The sequence below is a fragment of the Klebsiella sp. 141251 genome (assembly GCF_050600725.1).
GTDB classification, from domain to species: domain Bacteria; phylum Pseudomonadota; class Gammaproteobacteria; order Enterobacterales; family Enterobacteriaceae; genus Klebsiella; species Klebsiella aerogenes.
This window is the reverse complement of the sequence record NZ_JAQIRG010000001.1, coordinates 793,783-816,344: the sequence shown is the minus strand read 5'-3', so window position 1 is coordinate 816,344 and position 22,562 is coordinate 793,783. Positions and strand designations below refer to the sequence as shown.

Annotated in this window: 23 protein-coding genes and 1 tRNA gene; 15 read left to right on the top strand and 9 right to left on the bottom strand. The window is 53.0% G+C overall.

The features are described 5' to 3' along the window. Positions 1 to 35: 35 nt before the first annotated feature. Entirely contained in the window at positions 36 to 683 is a 648-nt protein-coding gene (locus tag PGR09_RS03860; RefSeq protein ID WP_045397749.1) for a carbonic anhydrase, read from the bottom strand. Between the two features lie 109 nt (positions 684 to 792). On the opposite strand from PGR09_RS03860, the gene cynR reads away from it, so the two are divergent. The 4 genes from cynR (at position 793) to PGR09_RS03840 (ending at position 4,763) form a co-directional block, all read left to right on the top strand. Then, positions 793 to 1,680, top strand: a complete 888-nt coding sequence (gene cynR / locus PGR09_RS03855; RefSeq protein WP_047065492.1) for a transcriptional regulator CynR — start codon at positions 793 to 795, stop codon at positions 1,678 to 1,680. A 220-nt stretch (positions 1,681 to 1,900) separates the two neighbouring features. Continuing rightward, entirely contained in the window at positions 1,901 to 2,338 is a 438-nt protein-coding gene (locus tag PGR09_RS03850; RefSeq protein ID WP_045397745.1) for a DUF2231 domain-containing protein, read from the top strand. Beyond that, the gene (locus tag PGR09_RS03845) at positions 2,331 to 3,635 is read left to right on the top strand and encodes a PQQ-dependent sugar dehydrogenase (RefSeq protein WP_430915800.1); all 1,305 of its coding nucleotides are present in this window, start codon (positions 2,331 to 2,333) and stop codon (positions 3,633 to 3,635) included. The genes PGR09_RS03850 and PGR09_RS03845 overlap by 8 nt, the downstream gene beginning before the upstream one ends. A 195-nt stretch (positions 3,636 to 3,830) precedes the next feature. Further along, a complete protein-coding gene (locus PGR09_RS03840) occupies positions 3,831 to 4,763 on the top strand; it encodes a LysR family transcriptional regulator (protein ID WP_348876202.1) in 933 nt (310 codons plus the stop codon). Positions 4,764 to 4,845: 82 nt separating this feature from the next. On the opposite strand, the gene PGR09_RS03835 is transcribed toward PGR09_RS03840, so the two are convergent. After that, a tRNA-Ser gene (locus PGR09_RS03835) sits at positions 4,846 to 4,933 on the bottom strand. Positions 4,934 to 5,076: 143 nt separating this feature from the next. Continuing rightward, positions 5,077 to 6,705 carry an ABC transporter substrate-binding protein gene (locus PGR09_RS03830; RefSeq protein WP_315709870.1) on the bottom strand — a complete coding sequence of 543 codons (1,629 nt, stop codon included), beginning with the start codon at positions 6,703 to 6,705 and terminating at the stop codon, positions 5,077 to 5,079. A 265-nt stretch (positions 6,706 to 6,970) separates the two neighbouring features. Between PGR09_RS03830 and yccA the strand changes: the two genes are divergently transcribed. Then, complete coding sequence (gene yccA, locus PGR09_RS03825; RefSeq protein WP_015704916.1) at positions 6,971 to 7,630, top strand: FtsH protease modulator YccA; 660 nt, start codon at positions 6,971 to 6,973, stop codon at positions 7,628 to 7,630. 87 nt (positions 7,631 to 7,717) lie between these two features. Next, complete coding sequence (gene tusE / locus PGR09_RS03820; RefSeq protein WP_045360166.1) at positions 7,718 to 8,047, top strand: sulfurtransferase TusE; 330 nt, start codon at positions 7,718 to 7,720, stop codon at positions 8,045 to 8,047. On the opposite strand, the gene yccX is transcribed toward tusE, so the two are convergent. After that, positions 8,044 to 8,325 carry an acylphosphatase gene (yccX, locus tag PGR09_RS03815; protein ID WP_047065499.1) on the bottom strand — a complete coding sequence of 94 codons (282 nt, stop codon included), beginning with the start codon at positions 8,323 to 8,325 and terminating at the stop codon, positions 8,044 to 8,046. The genes tusE and yccX overlap by 4 nt on opposite strands. Before the next feature lie 181 nt (positions 8,326 to 8,506). Here yccX and rlmI point away from each other — a divergent pair, with 181 nt between their 5' ends. Further along, positions 8,507 to 9,709, top strand: coding sequence for a 23S rRNA (cytosine(1962)-C(5))-methyltransferase RlmI (gene rlmI / locus PGR09_RS03810; protein ID WP_047077870.1), 1,203 nt, complete (start codon positions 8,507 to 8,509; stop codon positions 9,707 to 9,709). Between the two features lie 98 nt (positions 9,710 to 9,807). Further along, a complete protein-coding gene (gene hspQ / locus PGR09_RS03805) occupies positions 9,808 to 10,125 on the top strand; it encodes a heat shock protein HspQ (RefSeq protein ID WP_015367415.1) in 318 nt (105 codons plus the stop codon). A 56-nt stretch (positions 10,126 to 10,181) separates the two neighbouring features. Here the strand turns inward: hspQ and PGR09_RS03800 are convergent, their stop codons facing one another. Beyond that, positions 10,182 to 10,595: a CoA-binding protein gene (locus PGR09_RS03800; protein ID WP_032714178.1), complete on the bottom strand. Its 414-nt coding sequence runs from the start codon at positions 10,593 to 10,595 to the stop codon at positions 10,182 to 10,184. Positions 10,596 to 10,752: 157 nt separating this feature from the next. On the opposite strand from PGR09_RS03800, the gene mgsA reads away from it, so the two are divergent. Beyond that, positions 10,753 to 11,211, top strand: a complete 459-nt coding sequence (gene mgsA, locus PGR09_RS03795; RefSeq protein ID WP_045395636.1) for a methylglyoxal synthase — start codon at positions 10,753 to 10,755, stop codon at positions 11,209 to 11,211. Between the two features lie 30 nt (positions 11,212 to 11,241). On the opposite strand, the gene helD is transcribed toward mgsA, so the two are convergent. Further along, entirely contained in the window at positions 11,242 to 13,296 is a 2,055-nt protein-coding gene (gene helD / locus PGR09_RS03790; protein WP_047045647.1) for a DNA helicase IV, read from the bottom strand. Positions 13,297 to 13,419: 123 nt separating this feature from the next. Between helD and PGR09_RS03785 the strand changes: the two genes are divergently transcribed. Continuing rightward, on the top strand, positions 13,420 to 13,866 hold the full coding sequence (locus tag PGR09_RS03785) for a YccF domain-containing protein (protein WP_045395640.1): 447 nt from the start codon (positions 13,420 to 13,422) through the stop codon (positions 13,864 to 13,866). Positions 13,867 to 13,883: 17 nt separating this feature from the next. Further along, complete coding sequence (yccS, locus tag PGR09_RS03780; RefSeq protein WP_047045644.1) at positions 13,884 to 16,019, top strand: YccS family putative transporter; 2,136 nt, start codon at positions 13,884 to 13,886, stop codon at positions 16,017 to 16,019. On the opposite strand, the gene PGR09_RS03775 is transcribed toward yccS, so the two are convergent. Then, positions 16,007 to 16,630 (bottom strand): TfoX/Sxy family DNA transformation protein, encoded by a 624-nt coding sequence (locus PGR09_RS03775; protein ID WP_045395642.1) that lies wholly within the window; start codon positions 16,628 to 16,630, stop codon positions 16,007 to 16,009. The genes yccS and PGR09_RS03775 overlap by 13 nt on opposite strands. Positions 16,631 to 17,080: 450 nt before the next feature. On the opposite strand from PGR09_RS03775, the gene sulA reads away from it, so the two are divergent. Together sulA and ompA are read left to right on the top strand one after the other, a co-directional pair. Then, positions 17,081 to 17,590 carry an SOS-induced cell division inhibitor SulA gene (gene sulA, locus PGR09_RS03770; RefSeq protein WP_020079240.1) on the top strand — a complete coding sequence of 170 codons (510 nt, stop codon included), beginning with the start codon at positions 17,081 to 17,083 and terminating at the stop codon, positions 17,588 to 17,590. 352 nt (positions 17,591 to 17,942) lie between these two features. Further along, positions 17,943 to 18,995 carry a porin OmpA gene (gene ompA / locus PGR09_RS03765; protein WP_080473199.1) on the top strand — a complete coding sequence of 351 codons (1,053 nt, stop codon included), beginning with the start codon at positions 17,943 to 17,945 and terminating at the stop codon, positions 18,993 to 18,995. A gap of 93 nt (positions 18,996 to 19,088) precedes the next feature. Here the strand turns inward: ompA and matP are convergent, their stop codons facing one another. Beyond that, a complete protein-coding gene (gene matP / locus PGR09_RS03760) occupies positions 19,089 to 19,541 on the bottom strand; it encodes a macrodomain Ter protein MatP (RefSeq protein ID WP_015367432.1) in 453 nt (150 codons plus the stop codon). 185 nt (positions 19,542 to 19,726) lie between these two features. Here matP and PGR09_RS03755 point away from each other — a divergent pair, with 185 nt between their 5' ends. Together PGR09_RS03755 and fabA are read left to right on the top strand one after the other, a co-directional pair. Beyond that, positions 19,727 to 21,484 (top strand): AAA family ATPase, encoded by a 1,758-nt coding sequence (locus tag PGR09_RS03755; RefSeq protein ID WP_430915799.1) that lies wholly within the window; start codon positions 19,727 to 19,729, stop codon positions 21,482 to 21,484. A 69-nt stretch (positions 21,485 to 21,553) separates the two neighbouring features. Then, entirely contained in the window at positions 21,554 to 22,072 is a 519-nt protein-coding gene (fabA, locus tag PGR09_RS03750; RefSeq protein WP_015704907.1) for a bifunctional 3-hydroxydecanoyl-ACP dehydratase/trans-2-decenoyl-ACP isomerase, read from the top strand. 93 nt (positions 22,073 to 22,165) lie between these two features. On the opposite strand, the gene rmf is transcribed toward fabA, so the two are convergent. Then, positions 22,166 to 22,333, bottom strand: a complete 168-nt coding sequence (gene rmf, locus PGR09_RS03745; RefSeq protein ID WP_015704906.1) for a ribosome modulation factor — start codon at positions 22,331 to 22,333, stop codon at positions 22,166 to 22,168. Positions 22,334 to 22,562 lie beyond the last annotated feature (229 nt).

The following is a 22,562-nucleotide window of genomic DNA, read 5'->3' as shown; positions in this document are numbered from 1 at the left end:
GTGTTACCTCGTTATATCGTAGTGAAATGAAATGACTAACCGTAAACCGGCACCGCTCGGGTATCCGGATGACCGGCCAGCGAAATAAAAGCTCTGGCATTGCCGTCATAGGCGGCAATCTCTCCCGTTTCAATGTCATACACCCAGCCGTGTAGCGCCAGACGTCCTTCCTCAAGCGCCAGACGCACCGCCGGATGGGTTTGAATATTCGCCAACTGGGCAATCACGTTTTCATGCACCATCGCCGCGGTTTTGGCCTGCGGGTCGCGATGCTCGCGGGCATCGTTCACCACTTTTGCCGAATCCGCATATTGCAACCAGTGCTTAACGGCGGGGACATGATCCAGACAGCTACACTGCGCAATCGCCGTCATCGCCCCGCAATCGGAGTGACCGCAAATCACAATATCCGTGACCTTCAGGACGGCAACGGCATATTCCACCGATGCCGACACGCCGCCGGGCTCCGGACCGTAAGAAGGGACGATATTGCCGGCATTACGGATGACAAATAGATCGCCGGGTTCTCGCTGGGTAACCAACTCAGGAACCATCCGGCTATCGGAGCATGAAATAAACAGCGTACGGGGGCTCTGCCGGGAGGCTAAACTTTTAAACAGTTCAGCGCGTTCAGGAAATGCATCACGTTGAAATTTAAGAAAACCATCAATGATTTCTTTCATGATAATGTCTACCTCGCTGTGGAATGTCAGGGAGGTTACGCGCCGCGTGGCATAAAATAAAAGTCTTGTTTATAATCAAATTCATTCAAAAAACTTATGAGTTGAACGTGTGAATATTCGCTATGTCAGATATTTCCTCGCCGTCGCCGAACATCAGGGCTTTACCCGCGCGGCGGAAGCCCTGCACATTTCGCAGCCTGCGCTCTCACAGCAAATCAGGATGTTAGAAGAGAGCCTGGATGCGCAGCTTTTTGACCGCAGCGGCCGGCATATTCACCTGACAGATGCAGGTGAGGTGTTTTTGCAGTATGCGCGCCAGGCATTTCAACTGCTGGATGAGGGCCAACGCGCCATTCATGATGTCGAAGACCTCAGTCGCGGTTCTCTACGCATTGCCGTGACGCCCACCTTTACTTCCTATTTCGTCGTCCCATTAGTGGCGGAATTTCATGCGCGTTATCCGCATATCACGCTGGATATACAGGAGATGTCGCAGGAGAAAATGGAAGGTATGCTGCTGGAAAATGAGCTGGATATTGGTATTGCCTTTGCTGGCGGAATTGCGCCGGACATCGTTTCCACCCCATTGCTACAGGAGGTGCTGGCGCTAGTTGTCGCGGACCATCACCCGCTGGCCCGCGAAGACTCCCTTTCGTTGAGCCAGCTGGCCGCGGAGGAGTTTATTCTGCTTAATCATCATTTCGCCACCCGGTTGCAAATTGACCACTGCTTACAACAAGCCGGTTTCCACCCGCAGGTGACCATTGAAATGCATTCGATCAACGCCATCCTCGATATCATCCAGCGAACCCAATTAGTGTCCATTCTGCCGCTGAAGGTCGCCGCCCAGCGTACCGGCCTGACGACCCGATTGCTTAAAGAAGCCGCGCTTGAGAGAACCGCGGTGTTAATGCAGCGCAAAGGCGCCCGGCCAAAAGCTGCAGCGCGGATTTTCGCCGAAATGGCCCAGCAGCTGGCTGCCCGAATAGAAAGTTAAACGTACGATGGCGCGGCCAGCATCTGGCCCGCCTCCTCCCTTCTGCAACAATCTTACCGTAGCCAGTATGACCATTTGCGCAAAACAGATTTCCCGCGATTGGCATACTGAAATTGTTAACAATATGTATAATTTTATCTGCTAAGCGGTATTCATTATTCCGGCTTGAACGTCAGCATTATTTTCATCCTACCTTATTCCCCCTGACAAGGAATTGACAATGAGTGAACGCTCTCATGACCGAGGTAATAGCCTTGCGATGGTCATATATAATCTACTCAATCCGGTGCCTTACGGCTTTTTTATCGCCGGTCTCATCTTCGATATTATTTATCTCTACAGTACGAACGTGATGTGGGGAAAAAGTGCCAGCTGGCTTATTGCCCTTGGCCTTATTTTTGCCATCATTCCGCGATTGATTAATCTGGCGCAGGTGTGGTTTTTTACTCCTCGACGCCCGGCGGCAAAAATTGATTTCTGGCTAAACCTTATCGCTATTATTGCCGCGTTGGTAAACTGTTTTGTTCATAGCCGCGACGCCTGGGCGATTGCGCCGCAGAACGTAATCTATTCATCGATTACCGTTATCTGCCTGCTGGTCGCCAATATTATCAGCTCCACTTGCCTGGCTAATAATAAGGGGATTCGCCATGAATAAATTACTACTGCCCCTGCCCGTTATGCTCGCCATGGCGCTTGCCCTGTCCGGATGCGATGAGAAAGCGAAACTTAGCCCGGATCAGCAGGTAGGGCCCGATCCCGTAATGCCGAAGGCCCAGGATTTCCTGATGCCGCCGATGCAGGTTCCCCGCGGCGTGGGCTGGAAGACAGATGGGCAACCGGCGGTTGCCCAGGGGCTGAAAATAGAAAAAATAGCCAATGGATTCCTGCATCCCAGAATGGTCTATGTCCTGCCAAACGACGATGTACTGGTCGTTGAAAGCAACGGTCCTGGCGAGGAGCCGCTGACTACGCCGAAGCAGCTGATTGCCGGGATAGTGAAAAATCAGTCAGGCAAAGGTGGAAAAGGCGGGAATCGCATTACGCTATTGCGTAAAAACGCCAGCGGCTGGGAAAAACATATTTTCCTTGAACACCTGCACTCGCCTTTCGGTGTCCAGCTGATTGGCGATAATCTATACGTCGCCAATACCGGCAACATCATGCGTTATCACTACCAGCCAGGGGCGACACATATCAGCGATGCGGGGAGCGAGCTGGCTGACCTGCCCAGCACCGTCAATCACCACTGGACCAAAGCGTTACTGGCAAGCCCGGATGGTAAGAAGCTGTATGTGGGCGTCGGCTCGAACAGTAATATCACCGAGAATGGGCTGGATATCGAATATCGTCGCGCCACCGTTCTGGAGGTTGATACGGCAACCGGCGCAAGCCGTATCTTCGCCAGCGGTATCAGGAATCCTACCGGACTCGGCTGGGAACCGCAGACGGGCAAGCTTTGGGCCATTGCCAATGAGCGCGATGAGATCGGCGCCGACCTGGTGCCTGATTATTTAACTTCGGTGCAGGATGGCGGATTTTATGGCTGGCCGTGGAGCTATTTCGGACAGCATGTGGATCGCCGCGTACAGCCGCCGCGCCCGGACATGGTCGCTAAAGCGATCAAACCGGATTATGCCCTGAGTTCCCACGTTGCGCCGCTGGGAATGCTGTTTTATACCGGAAAAATTTTGCCGCAGACCTATCAGGGCGGCGTGTTTATCAGCGAACACGGCAGCTGGGACCGTTCGCCGCTGAATGGCTACAAAGTCAGCTTTGTCGCCTTTAAAGACGGCAAGCCGGTCGGTAAACCTGAGAGCGTGGTCACCGGCTTTGTCTCCCGCGATGAGAAAGAATTGTACGGCGCGCCGGTCGGACTCGCGCAGGATAACGAAGGAGCGTTAATCATTGCCGACGATGTCGGTAATACCGTCTGGCGCGTCAGCGCAAAATAAAATATAACTATCAATTATCCGGCTTCCCGCAGTCAGGGAAGCCTTTTTTATATCCTGAGAATCATTATCCATAGATATTGCCGGGAATAATTCGAGAAACAAAGTGATAAGCTGTGACATCAGGACCGCTATTGTAGTCGGCTACACCAGAACAGGTTGCTGAGAAACATTCATCATCAATGAGACGTAAAACAGATGAACCATTTATCCGCAATCAGAACCTTCGTCAGCGCCGCTGATCATCAAAGTTTCAGCGCCGCCGCCAAAGCCTTAAATATTGAAGTATCCACCGTCTCTCGCCATATTTCCGAGCTGGAAGCGTATTTACAGGTGACGTTGTTTAACCGCTCTACCCGCGGATTAGCATTAACCGAAACCGGAGCTTTTTTTTACTCGCACGCCCAACAACTGTTATTACAATGGGAGGAAACCCGCCAGTTAACTTCCGCACTGGATAAACAACCTTCCGGCCTGCTGCGGTTAAGCGTACCCAGTACCTTTGGCCGTCTGCACGTTATGCCTTTTGTTGATGAATTTCTTCGCCTGCACCCCAACATTTCGCTGGATATCAGTTTTAACGATGAAGTGCAGGATCTGATTGAAGCGCGCATCGACCTGAGTATTCGCATTGGCATTTTGCCTGACTCCTCGATTCATGCCCGTAAACTGGCTTCTCAGACGCGTTCAGCCTGGGCCAGCCCGCAGTGGATTGCGGAAAACCGCCCTTCTGCCACGCCGGGCGCCGACCAGCAGCAGATCAATATCGTGATGTTTTCTCGTCTGCATGGCGCCGGTTGGTATACCCGTAAGACGGGTTCAGAAGATGAATGGCAGCGCATCCCGATTCACTACCGACTGAGCGTTAGCGATAGCGCCGCCATGCTTTATGCCTGCGTCAATCACACCGGGATTGCGATTTTACCGAACTGGCTATCGCAGCAGGCTGAAGAACAAGGGCTTATTCAACGCGTCTTCCCGGAGTGGGAATTTAGTATGTTCCCCAGCGAAACCGCCATCTGGATGCTGTACCCGCAAAACAGGAGAGTGCCGCATAAAGTCCGGGCCTTTATCGACTTTATGGTTGAAAAGATTGGGATGCCGCCCTACTGGGAGGAAGAGATTCATTAACGACGAGAATGGGTGAAGCAGTGATGTGCCGGAGGATCCCAAAGCAAAAAGGGGTTACCTTTCGGTAACCCCTTTTCATATTTGGCGGAAGCGTAGAGATTCGAACTCTAGAACCCTTTCGGGTCGCCGGTTTTCAAGACCGGTGCCTTCAACCGCTCGGCCACGCTTCCGGTATGGGGCGCACTATAAACACCTCTGCCGATGCTGTAAAGCATCATTTTGTTCAACTGCCTTAAAAACAAACAAATCTGCGTTATTCGTCTGAATTTCAGGCAGTTTGCGCAGAAATTCGGCGTTAAGAACGCCCTTTGACTCAATGTTTTATGATGTACATATCTTTGGTGTAGTAATAGCCCAGCTTATCCGGCTCGAACCCGCCGACCCACGGCTTCACTAAATGGGTACGCACATAGTGATAAACAGGAATCGCGGGCACATCCTCAGCCAACAGATCCTCCGCTTGCTGATAGAATTTGCCTCGCGCGGCGGTATCCGCCGCCTTCGCCGCATCATGCAGCGCTTTATCATAGGCCGGGTTACTGTATTGGCTGGTGTTTTCGCTATCGCCGGTGCGGAAGTTATTCAGGAATGACGCCGCATCGTCATAATCGGCGATCCAGGCATAACGCACGGCATCAAAATTATGCGTATGCATGGTATCCAGCATCGTCTTCCACTCCTGGTTCTGCAGCTTCGCCTCTACGCCGAGATTTTTCTTCCACATTGAACTGGCGGCGATGGCAATGCGCTGGTGCGTCTCCGAGGTGTTATAAAGCAGGTTAAAGACTAAAGGATGACTTTCGTTAAAGCCCGCCTCGTTAAGCAGTTTTTTTGCCTCGGCAATGCGTTTGTCGCGCGGCCAGCTGGCGTAATCCGGTTGTTTCAGCGTGACGCCGCCAATATCGGGCTGGCTAATTAGCCATGCCGGACGCTGTCCCTGCCCCATCACCTTATCGGCGATGATATCTTTATCCAGCCCCATGTTGAGCGCCCGGCGCACTCTGGGGTCATTAAAGGGCGGTTTAGTGGTATTGAGTTCGTAATAGTAGGTCGCCAGCTGCGGAGAAACATTCAGCTGCGAGCCCATCGTTTTCTTTAGTAACGCAAACTGGTTCACCGGCACCGTATAAACAATATCTATCTCACCGGCTTTATAACGATTCACATCCGCCGCTTCGGAGGTAATCGGCAGATAGGTCACTTTATTAATTACCGTATGTTCATTATCCCAGTACTTAGGGTTGCGTTGCGCCACGATGCGCTCGTTGACGACCCACTTCGAAAGCGTATAAGGGCCGCTGGTGACAATATGTTCCGGTTTAGTCCATTTGTCACCAAAGCGCTCCACCAGCACCTTATCAATAGGCACCAGCGACGGGTGAGCAAGCATTGCGAGGAAGGCGGCGTTAGGCTGATCTAACGTGATCTGCAGCGTGGTATCGTCCAGCGCTTTTACGCCGAGAGTTTCCGGCGGCTGTTTTCCCTCCGAGATATCGCGGGCGTTAACGATATGCATATTACCCGGATAGCTGGCGTACGGCGAAGCGGTGGTCGGCGTGACCAGCCGCTGCCAGCTCCAGACGATATCCTGCGCGGTAATCACGGTCCCATCGGACCAGGTGATGCCAGGACGCAGATGGAAAGTCCAGACGAGGTTATCTTTATTCTCCCACTTCAGCGCCAGCCGCGGCTGAATCTCACCCTGCGGCGAAACGCTCACCAGCCCTTCGAACAGATCGCTGATGATATTAAACTCGACGTCGCTTTCGACCTTATGCGGGTCGAGCGAAGCGGGTTCATTACCGTTGTTCCTGACGAGCTCCTGTTTTGCTGCAAGTTCGGTACCCTGCGGGACCTGGGCGGCCATTGCCGTGGCCGCGCTGCCGAGTAAACCCAGGACCAATAATGCGTGTGTGATGTGGTTATATTGTTGTCGTTTCATTTCCCTTGCCTTTATGCTTCGTTGATACCCTTTCCACACTTAGTCGCTGACTGGCATTAAGGCAATATTTTTCAGTGACCTATAAGATTCAGATCTGCTTTCCGTCGTTGAACGCATAAACATACTGTCTTAATCTATTTTACCAGAATAAAACGCTACCCAACCGGCACCGGGATCTGAGTAAAGATGGGTAAAAGCATTATGGCTTTCGGCTCGCTTTTCTTATGCTTCATAACTAATTACATCTGTCATAAGAGAGTGACTCATGGATCGTATAATTACCTCATCACGTGACCGTTCATCGCTGCTCAGCACGCACAAAGTTCTGCGTAACACCTATTTTCTGCTTAGCCTGACGCTGGCGTTTTCGGCGATCACCGCCACCGCCAGCACCGTGCTGATGCTGCCGTCTCCGGGGCTCATCCTCACCCTGGTGGGCATGTATGGTCTGATGTTCCTGACCTACAAACTGGCTAATAAACCAAGCGGTATTCTGGCGGCCTTCGCCTTTACCGGCTTCCTCGGCTACATCCTGGGGCCAATGCTGAACGCTTACCTGTCCGCAGGCATGGGCGATTTGATCGGTCTGGCGCTGGGCGGCACCGCGCTGGTCTTCTTCTGCTGCTCGGCTTACGTATTAACGACGCGCAAAGACATGTCTTTCCTCGGCGGCATGCTGATGGCGGGCGTGGTGGTCGTCCTGATTGGTATGGTGGCGAACATCTTCCTGCAGCTGCCGGCTCTGCACCTGGCCATCAGCGCGGTGTTCATCCTTATCTCTTCCGGCGCGATTTTGTTTGAAACCAGCAACATCATCCGCGGCGGCGAGACCAACTACATTCGCGCCACCGTTAGCCTGTATGTTTCGCTGTACAATATCTTCGTCAGCCTGCTGAGCATCCTCGGCTTCGCCAGCAGAGACTAACCTTCTCTCCTGCAACACCAGGCCTCGCTTATGCGGGGCCTTATTTTTTGCTACACTGCGCGCAGTTTCCGCATTATGTGAAAAATCATGTTTATCTTTGAAGGCAGTGAAATAGAGACCGATAGCGAAGGCTATCTGAAAGAGACGACTCAGTGGAGTGAAGCGATGGCGGAAGTTATCGCCGCTCAGGAAGGGATCACCCTGTCCGTCGAACACTGGGAAGTGGTGCGCTTCGTGCGCGATTTTTATCTGGAGTTCAACACTTCGCCAGCCATCCGTATGCTGGTCAAAGCGATGGCGAATAAATTCGGTGAAGAGAAAGGCAACAGCCGCTACCTGTATCGATTATTCCCCAAAGGCCCGGCTAAACAGGCGACTAAAATCGCCGGTCTGCCGAAGCCCGTAAAATGCATTTAATAGAGAATAGCGAATTTTTGCCACTCTCTGGTGGGTTGATGGGGCTCGGTTAACACCCTGTCGACCCTTGCGCTACGCGGCCCGCCGGCCTTAAGCCAGGCAATCAGTTTCTCCACCTGCTCCACTTCCCCGCAGGCCAGCACTTCCACGCTGCCATCATCCAGATTTCGCGCATAACCTGTAAGCCCCAGCTGCAGCGCTTCACGCTGCGTTGAATAGCGGAATCCCACGCCCTGAACGACTCCGTGAACCCATGCCATCGTGCATACCTTCGCCATATTACCCCCTCTACTACGCTATCCTGTTGCAGAGAATAGCAAATTCTCTCCAGCATACTCACTTTTGCCTGACGCTAAAACATCCGCCCGGCGGCGGCAGGAATGGTGCTTGCCCCAGCCAGTTATGCTAATCTACGCGCCATTTTTCGGTGCCAACGCTCCGTCGCTTAAAGGTAGCCCCATGACAGATTCCATTATCCCACGCTTAGTATTAGCCAAAGGACGCGAGAAATCCCTGCTGCGTCGCCATCCATGGATTTTCTCCGGCGCCGTCGCCCGGATGGAAGGTAAAGCTCGTTCCGGCGAGACGATTGATATCGTTGATTCCCAAGGGAAATGGCTCGCTCGCGGCGCCTATTCGCCCTCCTCGCAGATCCGCGCCCGTGTCTGGAGTTTCGATCGTCATGAAGCTATCGATAATGCTTTTTTCGAGCGTCACCTGCAGCAGGCGCAAACCTGGCGTCAATGGCTGGCAGAGCGCGATGGTCTTGACAGCTATCGTTTAATCGCCGGGGAATCCGACGGCCTGCCTGGCGTGACAATCGATCGCTTTGGCGATTTCTTCGTCCTGCAGTTGTTGAGCGCCGGCGCCGAATATCAGCGTGCGGCCATTGTCAGCGCCCTGCAGACCCTGTTCCCGCAATGCTCTATTTACGATCGCAGCGATGTGGCGGTGCGTAAAAAAGAAGGGTTGGATCTGGCGCAGGGCCCGGTGGTAGGCGAACTGCCGCCGGCGCTGCTGCCCATTACCGAGCACGGTATGCAGTTGCTGGTAGATATCCAGGGCGGCCATAAAACCGGCTACTATCTCGATCAGCGCGATAGCCGTCTGGCGACCCGCCGCTACGTCGCCGATAAGCGCGTCCTCAACTGCTTCTCTTATACCGGTGGATTCGCGGTTTCTGCGCTGATGGGCGGCTGCCGTCAGGTCACTAGCGTTGATACTTCACAGGAGGCGCTGGACGTCGCCCGGCAGAACGTTGAGCTCAATAAGCTGGATCTGTCCAAAGCTGAATTCGTGCGCGATGACGTATTCAAACTGCTGCGTAAATATCGCGATCAGGGGGAAAAATTCGATGTCATCGTCATGGATCCGCCAAAATTCGTCGAAAACAAAAGCCAACTGATGGGCGCCTGCCGCGGCTATAAAGACATCAACATGCTGGCGATCCAGCTGTTGAACCCCGGCGGCGTGCTGTTGACTTTCTCCTGTTCCGGCCTGATGACCACCGATTTATTTCAGAAAATCATCGCCGATGCCGCAATAGACGCCGGGCGTGATGTACAATTTATAGAGCAGTTCCGTCAGGCTGCCGATCACCCGGTGATCGCAACCTACCCGGAAGGACTGTATCTGAAAGGGTTTGCCTGTCGCGTCATGTAACTTGAAAAGCGGAACATCGCCCACACGTTATTCTCATGACTCAAGAACATTTGAAGATGATGGATACAGTGGGCGCCAGCGTTTCCCGGGAGGTGACTATGATTGCCAGCAAATTCGGTATCGGCCAACAGGTTCGCCATACGCTACTCGGCTACCTTGGCGTAATCGTTGATATCGATCCAGAGTATTCGCTTGACGAGCCCGCCGCGGATGAAATCGGCGCCAACGATGAACTGCGCGCGGCCCCCTGGTATCATGTTGTGATGGAAGATGAGGACGGCCAGCCGGTCCACACCTACCTCGCGGAAGCGCAGCTCAGTAGTGAAGCCAGCGATGAGCATCCTGAGCAGCCATCGATGGACGAACTGGCGCAGACTATCCGTAAACAGCTGCAGGCGCCGCGGCTGCGGAACTGACTGGCCTTTGTTCCCGATGCTTTGTTAAAAACCCCGTTAACACGGGGTTTTTTATTTTACTTCGCTAGCCCAAGCCGCGGAATTTCAATCGCAGGGCAGCGGTCCATGACCACATTTAACCCCGCTTCACGCGCCATAACCGCTGCCTGTTCATTAATAACGCCAAGCTGCATCCACAACGTCTTCGCTCCGATGGCGACGGCCTCTTGCGCCACGCCCCACGCCGCTTCGGAATTGCGGAACACATCGACCATATCGACCTTTTCAGGTACCTCCGCCAGGGTGGCATAGCCTTGTTGACCGAGCAGCGTTTTGCCCGCCACCTTGGGCGAAACAGGAATGACATGATAGCCCTGTTCCAACAGATATCTCATTACCCGATAGCTCGGGCGATCGGGCTTGTCGCTGGCGCCTACCAGCGCAATCGTCCGCGTCGCGGTTAGAATGCCGGCAATATCGTTCTCTTTCATCATAATCCTCCTGCTCTTTAGCCCTAGTGTAAGCTAATACGGGTAAAGCAGCCATCCAGACTAACTCACAGATACAGCAAAAATTTTCTCCCCAACGCTTGCAGCATCAGTCACTTCCAGTAATCTGTCTGCAAGTTAATATAAGTGGAACCCCATTATGGAACTGACAACACGCACCTTGCCCGCACGCAAACATATCGCGCTGGTAGCACACGATCACTGCAAAGATCTGCTGATGAAATGGGTCGAACGTCACCAGGCGCTACTGGCTCAGCACCAGCTCTATGCAACCGGGACCACCGGCAACCTGGTCTCACGCACCACCGGGCTGGAAGTGAAAGCGATGCTGAGCGGCCCGATGGGCGGCGACCAGCAGGTGGGCGCGCTGATTTCTGAAGGGAAAATTGATGTGCTGATCTTCTTCTGGGATCCGCTGAATGCGGTGCCCCACGATCCTGACGTCAAAGCGCTCCTGCGTCTGGCGACGGTGTGGAATATCCCGGTTGCCACGAATGCCGCCACCGCTGACTTTATTATTCAGTCGCCGGATTTCAACCAGCCTATCGATATTCTCATCCCTGATTACCAGCGTTACCTTGCCGAACGCCTGAAGTAATTCCCACGGCGGCCAGACGGCCGCCGATGATCAGGGCTTTCGCGCCACCGGCACGCCCAACTCCTGCAAAACCTCAACAAACGGCGATGGTCGTTCTTTATTGAACAGCAGCCAGACCCGCAGGCGGGCGCGGGTTATCGCCACATACAGTAGCCTACGCTCTTCAGCATCAGGGAAATCTTCCGGCTGTGGGAGCAATGCCTGTTCCATCACCGACTCTCTTGCCGGCGCCGGGAAGGCGTCATCACCCTCCTGCAAGCCCAACACAATAACAAAGTCAGCCTGCTGGCCTTTGCTGGCATGAATTGTCATAAAATCTAGCTGCAGATGCGGCCAGCGGGTCGCGGCTTTTTCCAGCGCGGCGGGTTTCAGATGGTGATAGCGCGCCAGCAGCAAAATCCGCTGTTGCGGTTTAACGTAGCCGCTCAACTTGTCGAGCAGATCGTCGAGTTTATCGTCGGGCAGCAGGGTCACCGCTTTCTTATCGCCAGCGGTCAGACTATTCAGCGGTTTAGCCAACTGATGCGGGTTTTGCTGAATAAAACCGTTGGCGATTTCGCCGATACGACCATTAAATCGATAGGTGGTATCCAGCGCGCAACAGTCCCCTTCGCCAAAGTAGTGGTTAAATGCCGTGGTTAAAGAGAGCTGCGCGCCGCTAAAGCGATAGATAGCCTGCCAGTCGTCACCCACCGCAAATAACGTGGTCTGTTTATTTTGCCGGCGCAGCGCCGCCAGCAATTCAGCGCGCTGTGGAGAGATATCCTGAAATTCATCCACCAGAATATGTTTCCAGGGGCTCACAAAACGGCCTTTATCCAGTATGTTAACGGCCTGGTGAATAAGCCCGGAGAAATCAACGGCATTCTCCTCTTTCAACGCCGTTTTCCAGGCTTTCAGTAGCGGGGCCATCAGTTTCACACGCTTATTAAAGAGGTCGCGTACTTCTTCAGGCGCGCTGGCGATCATCTCCGCCTGCGAGCCGCCATGCATACGCATCAAACTAACCCAGCGGTCAAGACGGCCAGCCAGGCGACGCAGCAGCGCGCGATCCTGCCAGAAATCGCCTTCGTCAATCTGCCACTCCATCTCATCCATCAACCACTGACGCCAGCCTTTAGCCTGCGCTTTTTTCTCCTGACACTGCTGCTGCCAGGCCTTCAACAAAAGCTTTTGCCGGGCGGCGGTATCGTTTTCCAGCTTACTGATCGCCGGAACCTTCTTACTACCCTGCTGAATAATATGTAACGCCAGTGAATGAAAGGTCCGCGCAGCAATCTCGTCGGTTCCCAATCGCTCCTGAATACGTTCATCCATTTCCTGAGCAGCCTGACGGCCAAACGCCAGGAGCAGGATCTGATCGGCTGCCGCCTCGCCGCGATTTAACAACCACCCTGCACGGGCGACCAGCACCGAGGTTTTTCCGCTACCGGCGCCGGCAAGCACCAGCAACGAACGCTCGCCGTTAACCACCGCCCGCGCCTGCGCCGGGTTGAGCGGTGAAGACTCGACCTTATCGAAGAAAGCACGATACTGTTCCAGCATGGCTTCGGTATAGGCTTGATTATGTGCCAGGCGAGCCTCGTCGATATCGCTAAGCCAGCATTGACACTGGCGCCACAGTTCGCGGCAGTTATCAAATTCATCCAGACGGCTCTCAGGGAAAGGCAGTCCGGTTAAGGCGCGGCGTATCTTCGCCTGAACATCGGCGACCTGCTGGCGGGTCAGCCACTTACCTTCGGCGCTGGCGCGTTCAATTTCACTTAACTGTTGGCGCAGTAATTGCGCGGCAATTTCACTCATCTCCGCGCTCCACTGCTGCCAGAGATTATTGAGATGATGATAGAAATGTTGCGTCTCAGCCCACTCGGTACCATGCAAACGCACAACTTTGCTTTCAGGCAGTGCGAACTCCAGCTCGCCCCACACCAGGCCACGCTTACATTGAACTGACAATAACTGATTGAAAGGTATAAGATACTCATGACGATCGCCGGAGACTTTAACCCCGGCATTCAGCAACTGCACCCGATCATAAGGATGCTGCGCCATGCGTTTGCCCAATGTTGTCGCTTTAAGTTCCATATATCGCCAAATTTCAATCAGTTTGAATGTTTTTAAGTTTAACCGCCCGCGAGCAGGTGCTCCAGCGCAAAAAAACGTTACAATTGCCGGGTCTTATTATCCATAGGGTTAACCAGAGGGTTTATGCGTACCATTCTGAATATTTTAAACTTTGTTCTTGGCGGTTTCGCCACCACGCTCGGTTGGCTACTGGCGACGCTGGTCAGTATTGTTTTGATTTTCACGTTACCGCTGACCCGTTCATGTTGGGAAATCACCAGGTTATCGCTTTTCCCCTACGGTAATGAAGCCATTCATGTTGATGAACTGGAACCTGAAGCAAAAAACAGCTTACTGAACGCGGGCGGCACTATTTTGAATATTTTGTGGTTCATGTTCTTTGGCTGGTGGCTGTGCCTGATGCATATCTTCAGCGGTATCGCCCAGTGCCTGACCATCATTGGTATCCCTGTCGGGATCGCCAACTTTAAAATTGCCGCTATTGCGCTTTGGCCAGTAGGACGCCGCGTGGTCTCCGTTGAAACGGCTCGCGCCGCACGCGAAGCCAACGCCCGCCGCCGCTTTCAGTAATTGTACGGATCACTGTTATGTTAAGCCCCCTGCTCCGCCGTTATACATGGAATAGCGCCTGGTTATATAACGCCAGGATTTTTATTGCGCTTTGTGGCACCACGGTTGCGCCGTGGTGGATTGGCGAAGTCAAACTCACGATCCCGTTAACGCTCGGGGTGGTAGCCGCGGCGTTGACCGACCTCGACGATCGCCTCACCGGGCGGCTACGTAATCTCGCCATTACGCTGGTCTGCTTCTTTATTGCTTCCGCATCGGTGGAATTACTGTTTCCGTGGCCATGGCTGTTTGCTATAGGCTTAACCCTGTCCACGACGGGCTTTATCTTGCTCGGCGGTCTGGGTCAACGCTATGCCACCATTGCTTTCGGCGCCTTACTGATCGCTATCTACACCATGTTAGGGGTCACTCTGTATAACAGTTGGTACCTGCAGCCGCTCTTTTTGCTGGCTGGCGCCATCTGGTACAACGTATTAACACTCGCCGGTCATCTTATTTTCCCCATTCGTCCGCTGCAGGATAACCTTGCGCGCAGCTATGAACAGCTGGCGCAGTATCTTGAACTTAAATCACGGTTGTTCGATCCGGATATCGAAGATGAAAGTCAGGCGCCGTTGTACGATCTGGCGCTCGCCAACGGCAAACTGGTTGCGATGCTGAACCAGACGAAAGCGTCTTTACTGACGCGCCTGCGCGGCGACCGCGGGCAACGCGGTACTCGTCGTACCCTACAGTACTATTTCGTCGCTCAGGACATTCATGAGCGTGCCAGCTCGTCGCATATTCAGTATCAGACGCTTCGCGACCATTTCCGCTACAGCGATGTGATGTTCCGTTTCCAGCGGATGCTGTCGATGCAGGCGCAGGCGTGTCAGAAACTCTCCCGCGCCATCCTCTTACGCGTTCCGTATCAGCATGATGCGCATTTTGAACGCGCCTTTATGCATCTTGACGCGGCGCTGGATCGCGTTCGCGCCAGCGGCGCGCCGCAAGATCAGGTCAAAGCGCTGGGTTTTCTACTCAATAACCTACGCGCCATTGATGCGCAATTGGCAACCATCGAATCGGTGCAAACCAGCGTGCTGGCCAGCAACCATCCCGAAAACCTGCTTGCAGACGATCGCCCCAGCGGCTTTAGCGATATCTGGCTACGGCTGCGCAGCAATATGACGCCGGAATCGGCGCTTTTCCGCCATGCGGTGCGCATGTCACTGGTGCTGTGCGCGGGCTATGCCTTCATTCAGTTTACCGGCCTCAACCACGGTTACTGGATTCTGCTGACCAGCCTGTTTGTTTGCCAGCCGAACTATAACGCTACCCGGCATCGCCTGGCGTTAAGGATCATCGGGACATTGGTAGGGGTCGCTATCGGGCTACCGGTGCTGCTGCTGGTTCCCTCGGTCGAAGGCCAGCTATTGCTCATTGTACTAACCGGTGTGCTGTTTTTCGCCTTTCGCAACGTCCAGTATGCGCATGCCACTATGTTTATCACGCTGCTGGTACTGCTGTGCTTTAACCTGTTGGGCGAGGGATTCGAAGTCGCTTTACCGCGTATCCTCGATACATTAATCGGCTGCGCTATCGCCTGGGCGGCAGTGACCTTTATCTGGCCAGACTGGAACTTCCGTAATTTACCTCGGGTACTTGATCAGGCTATCAACGCTAACTGCCGTTATCTGGACGCTATTCTTGAGCAGTACCATCAGGGGCGCGACAACCGTCTTGAGTATCGCGTCGCCCGACGTAATGCACATAACCGGGATAGCGAGCTGGCATCAGTGGTATCCAATTTATCCACAGAGCCAAAAGCCGACAACACAATGCGTGAAACCGCATTCCGCCTGCTGTGCCTTAACCATACGTTTACCAGCTATATTTCCGCGTTGGGGGCGCACAGGGAGAAGCTGACGACGCCGGAAATACTGGCGTTACTCGATGATGCCGTCTGCTACGTCGATGATGCGCTGCATCATTCTCCCGCGGACGAACAGCGCGTTCAGCAGGCGCTCAGCAACCTGCAATCACGTATTCAACACCTGGAACCGCGAGCCGACAGCAAAGAACCATTGGTCCTGCAGCAGATTGGGCTACTGCTCGCACTGCTGCCGGAAATATGTCGCCTGCAGCGCCGGATTGCCGGTCAACCAGAATAATCCTCCACGCCGTACCCTTGCGTATTAGCCCACTCCCGTAGCTCCTGGCGCCGCTGCGCCGGGAGCGCGGCGGAATGGGTGCCGGCAATCGCGCCCGCCAGGGACTCAAGGACATTGATTGATATTCCTTTATTATGCTCCCTCAATTTTAACCAGCTTTTTTCCGCACCAATTGTACGCAGCATTTTCACATCGGTTATTCCGGCATGAATCAACATCAATTCCATGTGGAAACTGATATTAGGCAAATCTTTTAGCCTGCCAGAATCACGCTGATGCTGCTTTTCGCTACGCGCCGTATGCAAAGACAGCTCCGAGAGGTGAAACAGCATTTTACTGTCCTGCCATAATGCTTCATCTATACGGTAATATTTTAGCGCTACCGGCCGACCATTTTTGCGCATGGTTAACATTGGGCTATGATGCTCGACCCGATATTCTGCGCTTTGCTCACACACTCTAAGATAGATTTCGCCTTCGGCCACCATGGCAAACACGGTATTGTCTATCGCCAGGCTGTAACCGCCAAATAGAGGCCGGCTACTGATTTTGCCTAAGGGAGAAAGGCACTCCTGAAACTGGAGGAACCGTAATTTTGATAGTTTCTTCATGATCATTCCTTTGGTAATCATGCATATAAAAGTAATTTTTATTAACGGATCCGTTATTGAAGAAAATAAGTGAGTTCGTTTTGTGCAGCAAGATGAATTTTGGCTTCATTTCAACCAGCTCGCCGTTTTGCGAGGCGCTTTCAGGAAAAAGTTATTCTGCAAATCGTGTTGCAGAGACTCGCTGAATACTTAAGCAATGTTAATTGATAAACAGCATATCGGCCCCATCGACATCATGCCCGGTAGCCGTGAAGCAAAGATAAATAGAGGGAAATATCTCCTGCGGCTTCAGCATGGGGACAGTGAATTCATATAAACAAGTCGCCGCGGCTCTGATTCATAGCCGGGTAGAGTGCATAAAATATATGCAAAAGTGGGAAAATGAGGTTGACGTTAACCCCTGGTGGATATACTGTATATGCATACAGTAACTCACAGGCGAGATAGACTATGTTTACTTCAGCTCACGCAAATCGTTCACCACTGACTTCGGCTTCAGTACGTCGCCCTTCGCACAGCGTCGTCGAACATTCAGCCACTGGGCTGATTAGTGAAATCGTCTATCGCGAAGATCAACCCATGATGACGCAGCTTTTGTTGCTACCTTTATTACAACAGTTGGGCCAGCAGTCGCGCTGGCAACTGTGGCTCACGCCGCAGCAGAAGCTGAGTAAAGAATGGGTACAATCATCCGGCCTGCCGCTATCAAAAGTGATGCAAATTAACCAGATGTCGCCCTGCAACACTCTGGAATCGATGATTCGCGCTTTACGTACCGGGAATTATAGCGTGGTTATTGGCTGGCTGACGGATGAACTTACTGAACAAGAGCATGAACGCCTGGCGCTCGCCGCAGAAGAAGGTCATGCGATGGGCTTTATCATGCGCCCGGTGAGAAATACAAGCCAGCCTGGGAGACAATTAAGTGGGCTAAAAATTCACTCAAATTTATATCATTGAGTGAAATTAGGATTAATCCTGGAATTTTTTTTGCCTCATCAAAAACCATTCTCGTAAAGTGGTTAATTTCACAGAGATCCCGGTGTGGTGCGGTTTCGCGACTTTTTACCGTGTTCACAAATTAACCATATTTGTTAAATATTGTGTATACAACCCTTTTTTTTCATATGCCTGACCGAGTTCACACTTGTAAGTTTCTAACTAAGTTGTAGACTTTACATCGCCAGGGGTGATCGGCTTACGCTGCATGTATCAGCATAGTTAACAACGAGTCACGCCCCCGGTGAAGGATTTAACCGTGAGGTCTTATGTACCATCATGGCGAATTTTGGATGATAATGAGGCGCAAAAAATGAAAAAGACAGCTATCGCGATTGCAGTGGCACTGGCTGGCTTCGCTACCGTAGCGCAGGCCGCTCCGAAAGATAACACCTGGTATGCAGGTGGTAAACTGGGTTGGTCCCAGTTCCATGACACCGGCTGGTACAACAGCAACCTGAACAACAATGGCCCGACCCACGAAAGCCAGCTGGGCGCTGGTGCGTTCGGTGGTTATCAGGTTAACCCGTACCTCGGTTTCGAAATGGGTTACGACTGGCTGGGCCGTATGCCTTACAAAGGCGACAAAGTTAACGGCGCATTCAAAGCTCAGGGCGTTCAGCTGACCGCTAAACTGGGTTACCCGATCACTGACGATCTGGACATCTACACCCGTCTGGGCGGCATGGTATGGCGCGCTGACTCCAGCAACAGCATCGCTGGCGACAACCACGACACCGGCGTTTCCCCAGTATTCGCTGGCGGCGTTGAGTGGGCAATGACCCGTGACATCGCTACCCGTCTGGAATACCAGTGGGTTAACAACATCGGCGACGCAGGCACTGTAGGCGTTCGTCCGGACAACGGCATGCTGAGCGTTGGTGTTTCCTACCGTTTCGGTCAGGAAGACAATGCACCGGTTGTAGCTCCGGCTCCGGCTCCGGCTCCAGAAGTCACCACCAAGACCTTCACCCTGAAGTCTGACGTACTGTTCAACTTCAACAAAGCAACTCTGAAACCAGAAGGTCAGCAGGCTCTGGATCAGCTGTACACCCAGCTGAGCAACATGGACCCGAAAGACGGTTCTGCAGTTGTTCTGGGTTACACCGACCGCATCGGTTCCGAGCAGTACAACCAGAAACTGTCTGAGAAACGTGCTCAGTCCGTTGTTGACTACCTCGTAGCTAAAGGCATCCCGGCTAACAAGATCTCTGCTCGCGGTATGGGCGAATCTGATCCGGTTACCGGCAACACCTGTGACAACGTGAAAGCTCGCGCTGCACTGATCGACTGCCTGGCTCCGGATCGTCGCGTAGCGATCGAAGTTAAAGGTTACAAAGACGTAGTAACTCAGCCGCAGGCTTAAGTTTTCTACGATAAAAAACCCCGCTGATGCGGGGTTTTTTTTGGCCTGATTTTGAGCTCAAAAGAAAAATCACAAGCAACGTCGCGACAATACTTACTCTTTTCCTAAGAGCACCTGCAGATCGTGCTTCAGGCTCGACATCTTGCTGGCATATTTTTCTTTATGCTCGGCGTCTTCAATCAGCTGTACGATGGTTTCTGATAATGTCTTTCCTCGCCGTTGGGCAAGCCCGGCCAGGCGTTGCCAGACAACGAACTCCAGATCGATGGACTTTTTCCGCGTATGCTGATGCTCGGCGTTAAAATGACGCTTGCGTCGTGCGCGAATAGTCTGCTTCATCCGGTTAGCCAGCTCCGGATTCATATGCTGATCGATCCAGGTATTCACCAGAACAGGTTCATTTTCGAGCGTCAGCAAGACATCGACCGCGGCTTGCGCAGCGCTGGCTTCAATGTAGCGGGTAATCAGCTCACCTTCCCGGTGCTTCTTTACCAGATATTTCCATTTCCAGCCGCTTTCAAGGTTTTCCAGTTGTTGATATTTCATTGCGATCTCAATGTGACCGTGTAACTCATTTCAGGATATCAGTTTTTTCTGGATGTGCTGAGAATAAATCATCTTTCGTGATGTGGACGATTCCATTATCAGCGTGATAAACGCAATCCTCCGTGTGCTCAGACGCGGCATCGGGTATAATCGCTCGTTTTACATCTGACTAAAAAACAGCGACTTTGACCATTACGAAACTTACCCGAAACGACCTCGCTCCTGATACGGAAAGTTATCAGGCGCTGTTTACCCAGGTCAATCTCGCCGAGGCAGAGGCATCCCTCGCCGGCGATCTACAGCCCCGTTTATTTTATGCGCTGGAACAGCTTCTGATCACGCCAGCCATTTCATCTTTTATGCTGGTAAAGGCGCCGGAAGAACAGGAATATCTGCATTGGATAGCCGAAGCCGCCCGCAGCCTGCAGCAACCCACAACAGCGCTCTTCGGTGTACGCTATCAGGTCAACGGCGGCAACGTAACCCTGTCGCCAGCCCAAAGCGCGGAAGACAATTTTGCCAGCAGCGGTCCGGTTGAATCCGCCGACTGGATTGAAGCGGAACAGCTCTTTGGCTGCGTACGCCAGTTTAACGGCGAAATTTCGCTGCAACCGGGCCTCGTGCATCGCGCGAACGGCGGCGTCCTGTTGCTCTCCCTGCGCGCGCTGCTGGCCCAGCCGCTGCTGTGGATGCGCCTGAAGAACATGGTGACCCGTCAGCGCTTTGACTGGCTGTCTATTGACGAATCCCGCCCTCTTCCCGTTAGCATTCCCTCCATGCCGCTGAACCTGAGGATCATTCTGATCGGCGAGCGCGATGCGCTGGCTGATTTCCAGGAGATGGAACCGGAACTCGCCTCGCAGGCCATTTATAGCGAGTATGAAGACAACCTGCAGATAGCCGATGCCGAGACCCTGAAACTCTGGTGTCAGTGGGTCTGGCAAAATGCTCGCCAGCTTTCGCTACCGGGGCCGGCGGCAGACGCATGGCCGCTGCTGATTGCAGAAGGCGCTCGAGACACCGGCGATCAGGAGACGCTTCCGCTTTCCCCTCTCTGGATTAGCCGCCAGCTGCGTGAAGCGGCAGCCTTCTGCGAAGGCGAATGGATTAGCGGCGCGGAGATGCAAACCATGCTTGAGCGCCGTGAATGGCGTGAAGGCTATCTTGCCGAGCGGATGCGCGATGAAATTCTTCTCGATCAGATCATGATTGATACCGAAGGCGAATGCATCGGTCAGATCAACGCCCTGTCGGTAATCGAATTTCCAGGCCACCCGCGCGCCTTTGGCGAACCTTCGCGTATCAGCTGCGTAGTGCATATCGGCGACGGCGAATTCATTGATGTAGAACGCAAAGCTGAACTCGGCGGCAATATTCACGCCAAAGGCATGATGATCATGCAGGCGTTTATCATGTCCGAGCTTGAACTTGAACAGCAGCTGCCGTTTAGCGCATCGCTGACCTTCGAACAGTCCTACAGCGAAGTGGATGGCGATAGCGCCTCAATGGCCGAGCTGTGCGCTCTCATCAGCGCGCTGGCCAATGTGCCGATTAACCAGAGTATTGCGATTACCGGTTCGGTCGATCAGTTCGGTCGCGTCCAGCCGGTCGGCGGTCTGAACGAAAAGATTGAAGGTTTCTTCACTATCTGCCAGCAGCGCGGATTAACAGGCAAGCAAGGCGTCATTATCCCGTCTGCCAACGTCCGTCATCTGAGCCTCGCCCAGGAACTTCGCCAGGCAGTGGCTGACGAGCAGTTCTTTATCTGGGCCATTGACGACGTTACCGAAGCCCTGCCGCTTCTCACCCAGCTGCAATGGGATGGCGAAGGACAAACGCTACGACAAACTATTCAGGAACGGATTGCGCAGGCGATGCAACAAGAGACTCGCCATCGTTTTCCATGGCCGCTACGCTGGTTAGGCGGATCAAATTCGAACTGATCGGACTTGTTCAGCTTACACGTGTTAGCTATCCTGCGTCCCGAACTCAAAATAAGGCTTACTGAAAACATGGTAGATAAACGCGAATCCTATACAAAAGAAGATCTTCTTGCCTCTGGTCGTGGTGAACTGTTTGGCGCGAAAGGCCCGCAACTGCCGGCGCCAAGCATGCTGATGATGGACCGCGTCGTCAAGATGACCGAAACCGGCGGCAACTACGACAAAGGTTACGTTGAAGCTGAGCTCGACATCAACCCGGACCTGTGGTTCTTCGGTTGTCACTTCATCGGCGACCCGGTAATGCCTGGCTGCCTGGGTCTGGACGCAATGTGGCAACTGGTTGGCTTCTATCTGGGCTGGCTGGGCGGCGAAGGGAAAGGCCGCGCGCTGGGCGTAGGCGAAGTGAAATTTACCGGTCAGATTCTGCCGACGGCGAAAAAAGTCACCTATCGTATCCACTTCAAACGCATTGTAAACCGTCGCCTGATCATGGGCCTGGCGGATGGCGAAGTGCTGGTTGATGGTCGTCTGATCTACTCTGCAACTGACCTGAAAGTCGGTCTGTTCCAGGATACTTCCGCGTTCTGATTTACCTTCCGTACTTATCCTGAAGTACAAAAGGTCCTGAAGTACAAAAGGCGAAGCCTTCGCAGAGCGAAGGCTTCTTTTTTAAAGAGACAGTCAGGCAGTTTGCACCCTGTCCTCCATGGCTTCTCGCCAACCTCCTAGCCAATGGGACCTCTGATTAAGGGTCTGGTAGGGACACATTTCTTTCGATCTGCCGGTAATGCCGGCCTGATATCCACGCTGATGTGCCCGTTCCAGGCGATCTCGTTTTTGTCTCTTCATGCCTCGTTTCCCTCATTATTTGATCTGGTGGAAAAGAAAACAGTGGTCACTAAATATGCAACCACGTATAACCTTTACCGCGAAACGCAGGCAGCGTCAATGCGCAAAATTCACGCCAGTGTCATATTTGTGAGCTATATGAAAGTTCATTTGTACAAAAATCGTGAGCCAGCACAACTATCAACCTGACGCGGCAAATAAAAAAGCCGCGGCGATTTTTCAGGTCGCG

Excerpts from the sequence above, each read along its gene's own strand:
- PGR09_RS03860 (WP_045397749.1), bottom strand. The coding sequence starts at position 683 with ATGAAAGAAATCATTGATGGTTTTCTTAAATTTCAACGTGATGCATTT.
- PGR09_RS03850 (WP_045397745.1), top strand. The coding sequence starts at position 1,901 with ATGAGTGAACGCTCTCATGACCGAGGTAATAGCCTTGCGATGGTCATA.
- PGR09_RS03845 (WP_430915800.1), top strand. The coding sequence starts at position 2,331 with ATGAATAAATTACTACTGCCCCTGCCCGTTATGCTCGCCATGGCGCTT.
- PGR09_RS03840 (WP_348876202.1), top strand. The coding sequence starts at position 3,831 with ATGAACCATTTATCCGCAATCAGAACCTTCGTCAGCGCCGCTGATCAT.
- PGR09_RS03830 (WP_315709870.1), bottom strand. The coding sequence starts at position 6,705 with ATGAAACGACAACAATATAACCACATCACACACGCATTATTGGTCCTG.
- yccA (WP_015704916.1), top strand. The coding sequence starts at position 6,971 with ATGGATCGTATAATTACCTCATCACGTGACCGTTCATCGCTGCTCAGC.
- tusE (WP_045360166.1), top strand. The coding sequence starts at position 7,718 with ATGTTTATCTTTGAAGGCAGTGAAATAGAGACCGATAGCGAAGGCTAT.
- yccX (WP_047065499.1), bottom strand. The coding sequence starts at position 8,325 with ATGGCGAAGGTATGCACGATGGCATGGGTTCACGGAGTCGTTCAGGGC.
- rlmI (WP_047077870.1), top strand. The coding sequence starts at position 8,507 with ATGACAGATTCCATTATCCCACGCTTAGTATTAGCCAAAGGACGCGAG.
- hspQ (WP_015367415.1), top strand. The coding sequence starts at position 9,808 with ATGATTGCCAGCAAATTCGGTATCGGCCAACAGGTTCGCCATACGCTA.
- PGR09_RS03800 (WP_032714178.1), bottom strand. The coding sequence starts at position 10,595 with ATGAAAGAGAACGATATTGCCGGCATTCTAACCGCGACGCGGACGATT.
- mgsA (WP_045395636.1), top strand. The coding sequence starts at position 10,753 with ATGGAACTGACAACACGCACCTTGCCCGCACGCAAACATATCGCGCTG.
- helD (WP_047045647.1), bottom strand. The coding sequence starts at position 13,296 with ATGGAACTTAAAGCGACAACATTGGGCAAACGCATGGCGCAGCATCCT.
- PGR09_RS03785 (WP_045395640.1), top strand. The coding sequence starts at position 13,420 with ATGCGTACCATTCTGAATATTTTAAACTTTGTTCTTGGCGGTTTCGCC.
- yccS (WP_047045644.1), top strand. The coding sequence starts at position 13,884 with ATGTTAAGCCCCCTGCTCCGCCGTTATACATGGAATAGCGCCTGGTTA.
- PGR09_RS03775 (WP_045395642.1), bottom strand. The coding sequence starts at position 16,630 with ATGAAGAAACTATCAAAATTACGGTTCCTCCAGTTTCAGGAGTGCCTT.
- sulA (WP_020079240.1), top strand. The coding sequence starts at position 17,081 with ATGTTTACTTCAGCTCACGCAAATCGTTCACCACTGACTTCGGCTTCA.
- ompA (WP_080473199.1), top strand. The coding sequence starts at position 17,943 with ATGAAAAAGACAGCTATCGCGATTGCAGTGGCACTGGCTGGCTTCGCT.
- matP (WP_015367432.1), bottom strand. The coding sequence starts at position 19,541 with ATGAAATATCAACAACTGGAAAACCTTGAAAGCGGCTGGAAATGGAAA.
- fabA (WP_015704907.1), top strand. The coding sequence starts at position 21,554 with ATGGTAGATAAACGCGAATCCTATACAAAAGAAGATCTTCTTGCCTCT.
- rmf (WP_015704906.1), bottom strand. The coding sequence starts at position 22,333 with ATGAAGAGACAAAAACGAGATCGCCTGGAACGGGCACATCAGCGTGGA.